At 33.9% G+C, this 12,271-nt stretch carries 15 protein-coding genes; 9 read left to right on the top strand and 6 right to left on the bottom strand.

The features are described from left to right. Positions 1 to 15: 15 nt before the first annotated feature. The 3 genes from ACZ76X_RS06050 (at position 16) to ACZ76X_RS06040 (ending at position 1,249) form a co-directional block, all read left to right on the top strand. Positions 16 to 186 carry a DUF3951 domain-containing protein gene (locus ACZ76X_RS06050; protein ID WP_001972020.1) on the top strand — a complete coding sequence of 57 codons (171 nt, stop codon included), beginning with the start codon at positions 16 to 18 and terminating at the stop codon, positions 184 to 186. A gap of 87 nt (positions 187 to 273) precedes the next feature. Next, the gene (locus ACZ76X_RS06045; protein WP_479849921.1) at positions 274 to 858 is read left to right on the top strand and encodes a TetR/AcrR family transcriptional regulator; all 585 of its coding nucleotides are present in this window, start codon (positions 274 to 276) and stop codon (positions 856 to 858) included. Continuing rightward, on the top strand, positions 851 to 1,249 hold the full coding sequence (locus ACZ76X_RS06040) for a DUF5367 family protein (protein ID WP_479849920.1): 399 nt from the start codon (positions 851 to 853) through the stop codon (positions 1,247 to 1,249). The genes ACZ76X_RS06045 and ACZ76X_RS06040 overlap by 8 nt, the downstream gene beginning before the upstream one ends. 27 nt (positions 1,250 to 1,276) lie before the next feature. Here the strand turns inward: ACZ76X_RS06040 and ACZ76X_RS06035 are convergent, their stop codons facing one another. The 5 genes from ACZ76X_RS06035 to ACZ76X_RS06015 form a co-directional block, all read right to left on the bottom strand. Further along, positions 1,277 to 1,636, bottom strand: coding sequence for a hypothetical protein (locus tag ACZ76X_RS06035; RefSeq protein ID WP_479849919.1), 360 nt, complete (start codon positions 1,634 to 1,636; stop codon positions 1,277 to 1,279). Continuing rightward, on the bottom strand, positions 1,637 to 2,242 hold the full coding sequence (locus ACZ76X_RS06030) for a dienelactone hydrolase family protein (protein ID WP_479849918.1): 606 nt from the start codon (positions 2,240 to 2,242) through the stop codon (positions 1,637 to 1,639). It lies immediately after the preceding gene. A gap of 2 nt (positions 2,243 to 2,244) precedes the next feature. Beyond that, complete coding sequence (locus tag ACZ76X_RS06025) at positions 2,245 to 2,580, bottom strand: antibiotic biosynthesis monooxygenase family protein (RefSeq protein WP_479849917.1); 336 nt, start codon at positions 2,578 to 2,580, stop codon at positions 2,245 to 2,247. 187 nt (positions 2,581 to 2,767) lie between these two features. Further along, positions 2,768 to 2,947: an H-type small acid-soluble spore protein gene (locus ACZ76X_RS06020; protein ID WP_098667158.1), complete on the bottom strand. Its 180-nt coding sequence runs from the start codon at positions 2,945 to 2,947 to the stop codon at positions 2,768 to 2,770. Between the two features lie 66 nt (positions 2,948 to 3,013). Then, complete coding sequence (locus ACZ76X_RS06015; RefSeq protein ID WP_479849916.1) at positions 3,014 to 4,228, bottom strand: helix-turn-helix domain-containing protein; 1,215 nt, start codon at positions 4,226 to 4,228, stop codon at positions 3,014 to 3,016. Positions 4,229 to 4,346: 118 nt separating this feature from the next. Here ACZ76X_RS06015 and ACZ76X_RS06010 point away from each other — a divergent pair, with 118 nt between their 5' ends. Both ACZ76X_RS06010 and ACZ76X_RS06005 read left to right on the top strand, forming a co-directional pair. Further along, entirely contained in the window at positions 4,347 to 5,615 is a 1,269-nt protein-coding gene (locus tag ACZ76X_RS06010; protein ID WP_479849915.1) for an MFS transporter, read from the top strand. A gap of 97 nt (positions 5,616 to 5,712) precedes the next feature. After that, positions 5,713 to 6,237, top strand: coding sequence for a COG3014 family protein (locus tag ACZ76X_RS06005; protein WP_098667155.1), 525 nt, complete (start codon positions 5,713 to 5,715; stop codon positions 6,235 to 6,237). Between the two features lie 40 nt (positions 6,238 to 6,277). Here ACZ76X_RS06005 and ACZ76X_RS06000 read toward each other — a convergent pair whose 3' ends face one another. Continuing rightward, positions 6,278 to 7,171 (bottom strand): LysR substrate-binding domain-containing protein, encoded by an 894-nt coding sequence (locus tag ACZ76X_RS06000; RefSeq protein WP_479849914.1) that lies wholly within the window; start codon positions 7,169 to 7,171, stop codon positions 6,278 to 6,280. 161 nt (positions 7,172 to 7,332) lie between these two features. On the opposite strand from ACZ76X_RS06000, the gene ACZ76X_RS05995 reads away from it, so the two are divergent. The 4 genes from ACZ76X_RS05995 to ACZ76X_RS05980 are packed head-to-tail and all read left to right on the top strand — an operon-like array spanning position 7,333 to position 12,270. Beyond that, a complete protein-coding gene (locus tag ACZ76X_RS05995; RefSeq protein WP_479849913.1) occupies positions 7,333 to 8,325 on the top strand; it encodes an ABC transporter ATP-binding protein in 993 nt (330 codons plus the stop codon). After that, positions 8,303 to 9,328, top strand: coding sequence for an ABC transporter substrate-binding protein (locus ACZ76X_RS05990; RefSeq protein WP_479849912.1), 1,026 nt, complete (start codon positions 8,303 to 8,305; stop codon positions 9,326 to 9,328). Before ACZ76X_RS05995 ends, ACZ76X_RS05990 begins: the two co-directional genes overlap by 23 nt. A gap of 12 nt (positions 9,329 to 9,340) precedes the next feature. Beyond that, positions 9,341 to 11,011 (top strand): ABC transporter permease, encoded by a 1,671-nt coding sequence (locus ACZ76X_RS05985; RefSeq protein WP_479849911.1) that lies wholly within the window; start codon positions 9,341 to 9,343, stop codon positions 11,009 to 11,011. Continuing rightward, positions 11,008 to 12,270: an MBL fold metallo-hydrolase gene (locus tag ACZ76X_RS05980; protein WP_479849910.1), complete on the top strand. Its 1,263-nt coding sequence runs from the start codon at positions 11,008 to 11,010 to the stop codon at positions 12,268 to 12,270. The genes ACZ76X_RS05985 and ACZ76X_RS05980 overlap by 4 nt, the downstream gene beginning before the upstream one ends. Position 12,271: the final 1 nt, after the last annotated feature.

Raw genomic sequence — 12,271 nt, 5'->3', positions numbered from 1 at the left:
TATAGGGGTGGTGTTATGATACTTTTAACGATAGGAGCAATTTTGTTAACGTTGTTTATTTTCTTTATTATCGGCTTTATTACGTTTATGATGTTTGTTGATAAGGCGACACCTCAAATATATTATACACCTTGTGAATCAGTGACAGTGAAAGCTAAAGGTAAAAATAAAAGGAAGAAAAGTTGAATGTTGGCTTTTCTTCCTTTTATTTTATCTGATTTTTCTGTATAATTTAAGTTAGTTATACAACTAACTTAAAAGGAGGTCGTAGAAGTGGCAAAACCGAACGTTGTTAATAAAGAGAAGTTATTAGAAGCAGCAAAAGCAATTATTGCAGAGCACGGGATGGAAAAATTGACATTAAAAGCAGTTGCAGAAAGTGCTCAAGTTACACAAGGTACCGTATATTATCATTTTAAAACGAAGGATCAATTATTACTTGAAGTAACGGAATCGTTTTGTAAAGCATCGTGGGAACAAATAGGAAAGGATGGACAGTTAGAGAAGGCTTTACAGTCTGCGGAAAGTAGATGTATGAAAGATTCAATGTATCATCATTTGTTCTTTCAATTAGTAGCAAGTGGATTACAAAATGATGCGATGAAAGATAAAATTGGTGGATTGTTACATTATGAAAATCAAAAATTAAAAGGAGTGTTACATAAAAAAATAGGAGATACAATGAAAACTCAAATTTCAACGGAAACATGGAGCGTTTTATGTAATGCATTAATTGATGGATTGGCATTGCAAGCATTATTCAATCCATCTTTTTCTACAGACAAAGTATATGGTGATTTGTATATGCTCTTGGAAAAGCTTACAGTGCTACAAAAGGGAGGTAATGTCAGTGAATAATAGACTTTGGCTCACCATTTTATTTTCGATTGGCGTTTGGTTTTTTGCTTCAGCATTTTTCATTATTTTTGGTTCTTCCGTTTTATTAGAATATACTTCAAATAGATTTTTTCTACAATTGACGTTTCTTGAATTAGGAACGGCTATAGCTTTATACTTTGTAATGTGGTTATACAAAAAACTAGATACTACAAAATATGCAGTTATTAAGTTAGGTATATGTGGTACGGCAATCGGTTTAACTTTAGATTCTTATATTTTGTATCATTCTTCTAACATATTCTCACAATTATCCTCACAGCAAATCATGTCATTTACCATTTGGATGGTGATTGCTTACGCTCTTTATTTAATAATTCCTTTCGTTATGGAACGAAAAAGACTGTTATAAAGAGGTTTTTAATCCTCTTTATAACAGTCACATCCCCGAAATAACTAACAACAATAACCAAAATAAAAAACTAATAAAGGAAAGAAAACCGATACATATGGAGAACACACGATTGTTTCTCCATTCGCGCCAGAAAGTGATAAAACCTAATATACAAAGGAAAAACCAAATAGGAAGAAATAGGACCTCACTAATCTTTTCGGGAAGTAATGCATAAAAAGTTGATAAATATAAAATCCAATTTGTAAAAAATAAAATGCAAACGATAATAGATTGTAAGTAAGGACGTTTGGAAAACTCCCCCTTTTTTACGGTTACAAAAATGATAGTTAGTGCTAAGAAAAAGGCAATGAGTATGAAAATCAGTAAGAGTAATGTAAGTGTCATTTACATCTCCTTTATAAGAGTGTTTTTTACAAGAAATGAATCTATTACATTGTATGCTTGATTTGTAGAGTACCCGTTATATTTTTCAGTGTACGGATTTAGAAAACCATGTTCACCGTGTAGTTGGTGTATTTCTAATAAAGGATTTTTTTGTTGCTGCAATGTTTGAATGAAAGAGGATACTGAAAAACTAGCTTCTTTTTCAGGGAAAATAAGTAAGGTAGCACATGTTGGTTTCATATGAATATAGTCACGTATACGGGAACCATAGCATCCGATAATAAAATCTATGTTCGGATTGTTACTACATAGCCATGAGATGGTAGCACCAACACTAAAGCCGATAAGTCCAATATGTGTGTAACTACTAGAAAGAGAAGTAATGAATTTTTCAATTTGCTTTTTTCCATCTTCAAATCCAATATGATTCATAAAAAAATGATATGCTTTTTCTTCATCACTATAAGGAAATGCAGGTTGCGATTGTAGCAGATTAGGACAGAATACATCTATATGAGATGAAGTGAAGTGGTCGGTAACGTGATGCATATGGTTGTTCACACCATATATTTCATGAACAGCAATGAGGGCTAATTTTTTCTTCATATCTACAAAGTACCTCTATGAAACTTAAATTCTTTCTCAACAAGGCAGATACGTAGGTGGAAGTTTTCATACCATTGCTCACGACCTCTTTTTTTCGCTTCTTTATGTAAGACGTTCTGTTTCCAATTTTCAATTGCTTCAAGTGATTCCCAGTAAGAAATTGTGATTCCAAGCCCTGAATGATCTCGCGCACTTTCTACAGCTAGAAATCCAGGTTGCTGCTTTGCGAGTTCCTCCATTTTATCGGCAACTGTACTATAATCTGCTGTATCATTAGATAAATTGGAAGTGAATATAACTGCATAATAAGAATTGTTTTTTTCTAAATTAGGTGCCATTATTTTTCCTCCTTAATGTATAGTGTGAATAATTAATCTATAGTTTGTATTTTAGCAGGTCACAAAAAGAAAAGAAGTAGAAAATTCTTATTTTTTCAGCTTCTGTAAAATAGAAAATAGAAGGAATTTATAATAAGTAATCTAAAAAAAAGAAAGATGCCACTTCAAAAAAATGAAGTGGCATTTTTTATATTTCCTCTAAGCTATTAACTGGAACCGTTAATTCGCGTTCTGGATTTTTTACTTCATATATGCGGGCGGTTTCGTTGCTTTCATCGACGTGTTGAATGGTAACAGGCATGCCTTGAAAACTGACATTCGCTTGTTCAGATGATACAGAAAGCTCTTTTGCACGTTGAATATTCATTTATATTCCTCCCATCATTATTATCTTTGCTAAAAAAGAGGAATAATATACCATTTCGAGACATTCTTAAAGTTTTTGTATTATTTGTAATGTTTCTTTAATAAAAGAAGAGAAAATAGAATCTGGATACGGTTGTATCATTTCATTTGCTTTTGTTGCTTCTTCAAGAGCTCTATTTTTATCATTTAGCTTAACGTAACAAAGTGCACGATATGCACCAGCTGTTGTAAGCCACGCTTGATCCAGTGGATGGTTCATATAATCCGGTATAAAAGCACGTTGCAATGCTTGTAAAGCTTCTTCGTAACGTTTTAATCCGTATAAAGCTTTTCCTTTTTCAAGATAATACAATCCGTCGTCTTGAAAAATGGGCTGATCTTTTAGTTTTTCGTGAAATTGTTCTAGATGTTTTAATGCGATTGTATATTCATTAGTAATCGTGTTGTAGTAGTAAGCTTTTAAAATGTCAATTATCGCAATGGATAGAGTATCTTCTGTAAAAATGGCAAATTGCTCAGATTTTTTTATGTAATATAAATAACGCTCTTTATCAACTGTAATCACTTTTTGGTAAGATAAAATACGGTAAAATTCATCTGTTTTATAATACACTTGATGTTTTTTTGAAAATGCGAGTGCTTCTAATATCGTTTCTTCACATTTTTCATAATCGCCACATGCTAGTAATATGATGGCTTCATATAAACATAATTCAATATGTATAATAAGATCCATTTCTAAATGTTTCTTTTCATAATCATTTCTAATATTAGATATAAGTTGTAAACATTCTGCATATTTTTTACGTGTGAATATCGCAAAAGATAATTTTAATTTTGTTTCCGTACTGTCGCGGTATAACTTATATTTTTCGAAAATAGAAACAGCTTTTTCTACGTAAGATTCAATGTTGTAATCTTTCATAATCGCCGCAGCAGTTACGAATTGTTTGTATATACGAGCTGTATTTAAAGTAGAAGGGAGCTCTTTTTGAACGATAGGAAGTAAAGTCTCATACACTTCATCACATTTGTTTTCCTTTATGAGTTGCTCCATTTTTGTAATGAGTTCAACAATTTCTCTATCATCATCTTCTAATAAAAAACTCGCTTCACATTCTAGTTTTTCAGCGATATATTGCAATGTTTTCATGGAAGGTGTAGCTTTTCCATTTTCAATTTGACTAAGCATACTTTTTGTTAGTTTAGAACCTGCCAGTTCAGTTTGCGTAAGCTTTTTTTCTTTACGTAACGCTTTAATTTTTTCGCCGAGAGTTGCCATATTATTGCTCCTTTATAATTGAAAAGTTAAATTATATTTAACTTTTTGTTGTAAAACTTGGAAAGTTGATTATATAATAAGTTTAACACAATTTAACTTTTAAGGGGAGAAATTCGTTATGGGAGATATAAGTATAGGACAACATGATACAAGAATGAAAATTGCAACGAGAAATATTATTTTAATGATGATTGGAAAAATGACGTCTTTATTAGGCGCAGGTATTTATACGTTTGCCATGGGATTATACGTATTAAAGACAACTGGCTCAGGAATGGGTTTTGCAATTACGCTCGTTTGCGGATCACTTCCAAGGATGATCTGTGGCCCGATTGCTGGTGCTGTAGCTGACCGTGTGAATCGAAAGTGGCTTGTTATTGGCACTGATTTATTAAGTAGTTTAACGATGCTTATTATGTTTATTCTTGCTACTATGTTTGGACCATCACTTCTTTTTATTTATGTTTCAGCAGCATTATTATCAATTTGTGCCAGTTTTTATTCAGTTGCATTAACTTCGTCTATTCCGAGTTTAGTAAATGAGGAACGTATTCAAAAAGCGAGTGCTTTAAATCAAACGGCAGCTTCTTTATCAAATATTTTAGGGCCGATTATTGGCGGAGTTGTATTTGGATTCTTTTCTATTCAGTCGTTCTTTTTATTAAATAGTATTACGTTCTTTTTAGCGGTTGTTTTGCAATTATTTATCGTATTTGATTTATATAAAAAAGAAATGGTTGAAAGTAAAGAGCATTTCCTGACGAGTATAAAAGAAGGTTTTTCATATGTAAAACGACAACATGAAATATATGGTTTAATGAAAATAGCACTGTGGGTAAACTTTTTTGCATGTGGGCTAACCGTTGCACTTCCATACATTATCGTCCATACATTGCACTTATCTTCAAAGCAACTCGGTACTGTAGAGGGAATGTTAGCAGTCGGGATGCTAATGGGTGCGATTGCTTTATCAGTGCGTAAAGAAGTGAATAATCCGTTTCGTTCTATTTATACAGGACTGTTTTTGTTTGCGGGTTTAAGTTTATGTACAGTCTTTCCATTGTTAGTTAACATTCCAAAAGTAGCAAGTTTTATTTACTATATTGCTTTTATGATGTTAACTGGTATAGCAATTATGATTGTAAATATTCCGATGCAAGTACATATGCAAAAAACGACAGATCCGAGCTACTTAGGGCGTGTGTTTGGCCTACTTGAAACAATTGCTACTGCAATCGCGCCACTCGGTATGATTGTATATGGGTTATTATTAGATATGTTGCCAACTAGCATTGTTATGATGACGATAGGCGGAGGTTTATTGTTAGTTGTATTAGTTGGAGTAAAGCAACATATGTCGAAAAAACAAGTAGATGTGTCGGTTTGAAGATAATAAAAATGACCAAATTAGTATTTTAGTTTTTGAAACTCTTTTTCATGTATGTTACAGTAAAGTGAGCAGGCAAAGAAAAGGAGAAAACATCATGAAAAAATTAAGTTTTATTATGCTTTTTCTGTTAGTCGTGATGGCTGGATGTAGTAATTATGACACATATATTGAAACAGGTATGCAATCATTGAAAGATGAAAAATATAGTGATGCAACAATGTGGTTTGAAAAAGCAGAAAAAGAGAAATCAGGAAATGAAGCGAAATCATATAAAGAAATGGCCGAGAAAATGGATCATGGAGCAACTGCATTAAAAGACGGTAAGTATTTAGAAGCGAAAGACATTGCAAATGAAGTGTTACAAATGAAAAAAGACGATGCGCTTGCAACAGCTGTAACATCAAATGCAGAGAATATGCTTCAAAAAGCAAAAGATGTAGAAAAGAAAGTGAATGAAAGAGTAGCAAAGCGGAGAAAAGTAGAAGAAGAAGGAATTGATAAACTTATTAAAGCTGTTGATAGTATAGATGATGTGAAAGAAAAAGAGAAAAAAGTTTCAGAAGCATTAGATAAGGCTGAAGAGGCGCAAGCAAAAATTGAAGCGAAGAAAAATAAATAGAGTTATAGTTTAAAAGGCTGTCGTGTATAACGACAGCCTTTTAATTTTTTGTTGCATAAGAAGTGATGTTATGAAGTAAGAAAGAAATAATTTTAGAATTCCATCTGTCTTCATGATGAATCGTATAAATGTTACGTTGAAACTCAAATCCAGGGATGGGTATATAGCATAGTTCATTTCGATGTACTTCTTGTTCAATAGCGAGTTTAGAAATAAAAGCCACTCCATTACCATATTTTAAAATTTGTTTCATCGTTTCTAATGAATCTAATTCAATTTCAGATTGGAACGTAATGTTATGTTCTAACATCCATTTTGTAAGTAAGTCTCTCGTTGTAGATGGATTACGATGCAATAATATACGTTCCTTTTCAATATCTTGTAATGTTACATTTTCATTTTTTGAAAAAGGATGTTCTTTGGAGAAAGCAAGAACAAGTGTATCGGGCATTACAGTCGCCTGTTTTAAAAGTGATTCATCAAACGGTGCTGCGGAAATTACACCGAGATCAATTTCATGATTTTGTAGCATCGTTCGAATTTCAGGAGCTGTTTTTACCATAAGTATTATTTTTATATTTGGAAATTCGCATTGAAATTGGTGAATCATTTCTGGTAAAAGATAAGTCGCTGGTACATAACTAGCGCCAATTGTTATAGCGCCTTTATGAAAATCTTTAAACTCTTGTGTGACCCGCCTAGCTTCTTTCATCAGTGCATCTATTTTACAAGCATAATGATGCAGTGCCTCTCCAGCCTCTGTTAAGAAATATCTTCCAGAACGTAATTCAAATAAAGGCACACCTAGTTCCTCTTCTAAGCTTTTTATATGGAATGTAATAGTAGGTTGTTTAACACCAAGTTTTTCTGCAACAATCGTAAGTTTTTTGTATTTCTTAATAAGCACTACAATTTCTAATTTTAAGAGATTCATTATGAGTTGCCGCCTTTTTATTTTAACTATAGAAAAAATCTATAGAAATAAATAGTTTATTAGAAGTTTTTTAATTTAATCTTTACAGTACATTAACATTCAGTATAAGTCTTCCAGATAGAATGAAAGCAGGTTAAGAGTGAGGGGAGAGAGGTGATACGATGGATATTAAAATTCATGGATTAGAAAAGAACTTTGGAAAAACAAAGGCGTTAAAACCGTTACAAATTGTTATGAAACAAGGTGAATTCACCACACTTTTAGGACCTTCGGGATGCGGGAAAACGACTTTACTTAGAATGATTGCAGGACTTGAAGAGCCAGATAAAGGTGAAATATATTTTGGGGATAAGTGCATGTATTCTTCTACTAAAAAAATTAAAACATCTCCTCATGAACGTAATATCGGCATGGTATTTCAAGATTTTGCTTTATGGCCGCATATGACTGTATTTGAAAATGTTGCATTTGGTTTAAGAGCGACAAAGCAAACGAATCAATTACGGGAAAAAGTAGAAGATGCAATAAAGCGAGTTCGCTTGCAAGGGATGGAGAAAAGATATCCGCATGAACTCTCTGGTGGACAGCAGCAACGTGTCGCATTTGCGAGAGCAATTGTAACCAAACCGCATTTTATTTTGTTTGATGAACCGCTGAGTGCACTCGATGCAATTTTGCGAGAAGAAATGCGATTAGAGCTTATGGATATCGTTCATTCAATTGGTTTAACGGCATTGTATGTCACTCATGATCAAACAGAAGCGATGTCAATGTCAGATCAAATTATTGTTATGAAACAAGGAGAAGTATTACAAAAAGGAACACCAGAAGACATTTATGTGAAGCCATCTCATGAATTTGTTGCAAAATTTGTTGGTAAGGCAAATTGGCTTGTAGAGGGGAAACAAATGGTTCGTCCAGAGCATGTGAGCTGGACAAAAAATGAAGTATGCGAAATGTATACAGGTGAAATACAACACGTTACATATGTAGGAGAACGGTATGAAATGAAAGTAAACATGGGTGCACTCGGGATATGGACAGCTTATCACAATAGTAAATTCAGCATCGGTAAACCAGTATCGTTATATGTGCCAAAAAAATGTATTCATCATATAGGGGGAGAATCGTATGAAGAAATTCAGTTCGCTTAAGTCTTTATTTGTATGTACTTTATTATTTTCTGCTGTAGTAACAGGGTGTAGTTCAAAGACAGGTAGTGCAGATGCCAAAAATAAAAACACAAATGAGAAGAAAATTGTTGTATATAGTGCAGGACCAAAAGGATTAGCAGAAAAAATTCAAAAGGACTTTGAAAAGAAAACGGGTATAAAGGTGGAAATGTTTCAAGGAACAACAGGTAAGATTTTAGCTCGAATGGAAGCCGAAAAGAAAAAGCCAGTCGTGGATGTAGTCGTACTTGCATCTTTACCAGCGATGGAAGGGTTAAAAAAGGATGGACAAACGTTAGCGTATAAAGAAGCGAAACAAGCTGATAAGCTTCGTTCTGAATGGTCGGACGATAAAGGACATTATTTTGGATATAGTGCTTTAGCGTTAGGGATTGTGTATAACACAAAAAATGTGAAGACAGCGCCTGAAGATTGGAGTGATATAACAAAAGGGGAATGGAAAGGAAAAGTGAACTTTCCAGATCCAGCGCTTTCAGGATCAGCTTTAGACTTTGTAACAGGATATGTGAAAAAGAATGGAAAAGATGGATGGAATTTATTCGAACAGCTTAAGAAAAATGAAGTTACAGTAGCAGGGGCAAATCAAGAAGCGTTAGATCCGGTTGTAACAGGTGCAAAAGACATGGTCATTGCGGGCGTTGATTATATGACGTACAGTGCAAAAGCAAAGGGTGAACCAGTTGATATTGTTTATCCAAAAAGCGGAACAGTTATTAGCCCGCGTGCAGCAGGTATTATGAAGGATAGTAAAAATGTAGAAGGTGCAAAAGAGTTTATTGATTATTTATTATCAGATGATGTGCAAAAACAAGTTGCTAAAGCGTACTTATTACCAGGCAGAACAGATATAAAAGCGGAAAATAGACCAAATGTAGAAGAGATTCCGGTATTACATATTGATTGGAAAACAGTTGGAAAAGAACAAGATGAAATAGGAAAAGAATTTAAGAAAGTATTTCAATAAGATGGTGATTACATGGTAAATCGATTCGTATCAGTAAGACAAGTTGGAATGACAGTAGCGTTGTTACTTGTGGCGATGTTAATCGTCATTCCGCTTTTCCTCATTTTATTTTCTAGTATATATGAAAATAGTAGTTGGAATTTTTTAAAGCCTTTTGAAGTGATGCAGGGCGGTGGATTAGCTGGGATTTTTCTAAACTCAATGCTTTTAGGTGTACTCGTTGTAATAGGAGCAACCATATTTGCATTTCCATTAGCGTTCATTATGAGCAAAACAGATGTTGGAAAGTATAGTAAGTTAGATATTATTTTTATGATTCCATTTATGACACCTCCATATATTGGATCGATGGGCTGGATTTTGTTCATGCAACCGAACGGGTATTTCGAACAGTTTTTCCCGGTGCTAAAGACGATTTCATCTTCGTTTTTTAGTTTAGGTGGCATGGTTTTAATTATGAGTCTTCATTTATTCCCATTCCTTTACTTCATGTTGAAGAATACATTACTTCAAATTGGGAGTAGTAAAGAAGAAGCTGCAGCAGTCCATGGTGGAAGCTTTTCCTATCGTTTAAGAAAAATAATATTGCCGTTATTAGTATCAAGTTATGTAATGGGTGCTTTACTTATTTTCGTAAAGACGATTGCTGAATTTGGAACACCGGCTACATTTGGACGAAGAATCGGATTTCATGTGTTAACATCAGAGATTCATAAATTTATTTCGAGTTGGCCGATTGATTTTAGTAGTGCAACAGCATTATCTTCTTTATTGCTTAGTGCATGTATGCTCATGTGGTATATGCAAAATGTATTAAATCGAAGGTATTCATATGCAATGGTTAGTGGAAAAGGTGTGAAATCTAAAAGATATACATTGTCTATATTTACGCGCATTGTAGCATGGGTTTATGTAATTGGTTTATTAATTGTATCAATTGGAATCCCTTATTTTTCTATACTTATTGCATCATTATCGAAATTAAGAGGCGGGGGCCTTCAGTTAAACAACTTTACAACGAACCATTATGAAGCATTGTTTACAATTGGCTCTCCAGGATTAGAAGCTTTATGGAACAGTTTTCTCTTTTCATTTATAACAGCGATTATTGCTGTTATGATTGGCGTCTTTTTGGCGTTTATGATTCGAAAGGGGAAAAAGTCCTCTGAAAAATGGCTGGATATGTGCGGGATGTTACCGAACATGGTACCAGGAATCGTAATGGTTGTGGGGCTTATTTTATTTTGGAATTCACCCTATATGCCCCTGTCAATTTACAATACACCAGTCATGGTTATCGTAACGTACGTCGTTCTTTTTTTACCTTATACAGTGCAGTATGTAAAAGCATCGCTCGGGCAAATTGATGATTCTCTCGTGCAGGCAGGAAGTATTTTTTCTGGAAATTATATTTATATTTTTAGAAAAATAATATTACCTCTTATTATCCCGGGTATTCTTGCTGGATGGGCGATGACATTTACAATCTCGATAAGAGAGTTAGTAGCATCACTTCTCGTACTACCTCCATCAGTAGAAACGTCAGCAACATTTATTTTTGCTCAATTTGAACAAGGAGAAGTATCTATTGGAATGGCGATGGCTGTCGTTTCAGTTGGACTTACAACAATATGTTTATTACTTCTGCAACATATGGAGCAAAAACGAAAAGGGGTAGCATGATGAGGATAGAGGTATGGGGAGGAGCGGGGGAATATGGTCGTTCCTGCTACTTTGTAAAAAATAAAGAGACGAAAATAGTATTTGATTGTGGCATTAATCGATCATATGAGGATAGTTATCCGAAAATAGATAGGGAAGTTGTACCGTTTTTAGATGCAGTATTTTTATCACATATTCATGAAGATCATACGATGGGGTTACCTTTATTAGCGAAGTATGGATATAAGAAAAAAATTTGGACGACTCGTTATACGAAGGAGCAACTCCCTGCTTATTATGAAAAATGGAGAAACTACAATTTGGCGCAAGGATGGCATGTACCTTATACTGACCAAAATGTTAAAGATTTAAATTATGTATATATTGATGAGATTAGCAATCCGAATGAATGGTTACAGATTACCCCTACATTGCGTTTTCAATGGGGGTATAGTGGGCATGTATTAGGCGCTGTTTGGTTTTTAGTGGATATGAGTCATACATATGTATTTTATTCTGGCGATTATTCAGCAGAGTCTAACATATTGCGAGCTAATTTACCTGAGAAATTGCGTGGCGATATAAAAGTCGCAATTGTAGATGCCGCTTATCATACTGATGATGTTTCGCAACATGAACGAGTAAATGAACTATGTACAGAAATTGAACGAGCTGTGGGGAATAAAGGGATAGCATTACTACCATTGCCACCCCTTGGTAGGGCGCAAGATATCGTATTGTATTTATATGAAAAATATAAAGAATTTCCCATTATAGTAGATCAAGAAATTTTGGATGGATTTCAACAGATGTTCGGATATAAAGATTGGATCAAAAATAATGAAGAACTTGAAGAGCTTATGGAGAGTTTAAAAAGAAACATAATAGTTATGGATCATGACAGCCGTACGCAAAATAGTTATGGAATAGTTGTAATGAGTGATGCGAATATGCAAACGAAGCGAACGCAGTTATATTATGAACAACTCCGACATGAAAAGCGAAATTCTATTATCTTTACTGGACATATTGCGAAAGGGAGTTTTGCAGAAAAAGTTTTGAAAGAACGTGTAGATAAGGAATGTAGGGTGAAGCGAGTACCGTATAAAGTTCACCAAAGTATAAGAGATGTGAAAGAGATGTTAAATACATTATTACCAGAACATACGGTGTTAGTACACGCTTTGAAAGAGGATACGGATCGATTACAGAAAAAGCTTAGCACGGCAGGGTATGAAAATGTATATTCACTTACTATGGAACGTATAGAAGTCATTTGAA

Source organism: Bacillus sp. BC05(2025), assembly GCF_056725905.1.
Note: the sequence above shows the minus strand (reverse complement) of the source record. Positions and strands in the feature narration are given on the sequence as shown.

Coding starts and splice junctions, on each gene's coding strand:
- ACZ76X_RS06010 (WP_479849915.1), top strand. CDS start 4,347: ATGGGAGATATAAGTATAGGACAACATGATACAAGAATGAAAATTGCA.
- ACZ76X_RS06000 (WP_479849914.1), bottom strand. CDS start 7,171: ATGAATCTCTTAAAATTAGAAATTGTAGTGCTTATTAAGAAATACAAA.
- ACZ76X_RS06015 (WP_479849916.1), bottom strand. CDS start 4,228: ATGGCAACTCTCGGCGAAAAAATTAAAGCGTTACGTAAAGAAAAAAAG.
- ACZ76X_RS06005 (WP_098667155.1), top strand. CDS start 5,713: ATGAAAAAATTAAGTTTTATTATGCTTTTTCTGTTAGTCGTGATGGCT.
- ACZ76X_RS05985 (WP_479849911.1), top strand. CDS start 9,341: ATGGTAAATCGATTCGTATCAGTAAGACAAGTTGGAATGACAGTAGCG.
- ACZ76X_RS06025 (WP_479849917.1), bottom strand. CDS start 2,580: ATGGCACCTAATTTAGAAAAAAACAATTCTTATTATGCAGTTATATTC.
- ACZ76X_RS06050 (WP_001972020.1), top strand. CDS start 16: ATGATACTTTTAACGATAGGAGCAATTTTGTTAACGTTGTTTATTTTC.
- ACZ76X_RS05990 (WP_479849912.1), top strand. CDS start 8,303: ATGAAGAAATTCAGTTCGCTTAAGTCTTTATTTGTATGTACTTTATTA.
- ACZ76X_RS05980 (WP_479849910.1), top strand. CDS start 11,008: ATGATGAGGATAGAGGTATGGGGAGGAGCGGGGGAATATGGTCGTTCC.
- ACZ76X_RS05995 (WP_479849913.1), top strand. CDS start 7,333: ATGGATATTAAAATTCATGGATTAGAAAAGAACTTTGGAAAAACAAAG.
- ACZ76X_RS06035 (WP_479849919.1), bottom strand. CDS start 1,636: ATGACACTTACATTACTCTTACTGATTTTCATACTCATTGCCTTTTTC.
- ACZ76X_RS06030 (WP_479849918.1), bottom strand. CDS start 2,242: ATGAAGAAAAAATTAGCCCTCATTGCTGTTCATGAAATATATGGTGTG.
- ACZ76X_RS06020 (WP_098667158.1), bottom strand. CDS start 2,947: ATGAATATTCAACGTGCAAAAGAGCTTTCTGTATCATCTGAACAAGCG.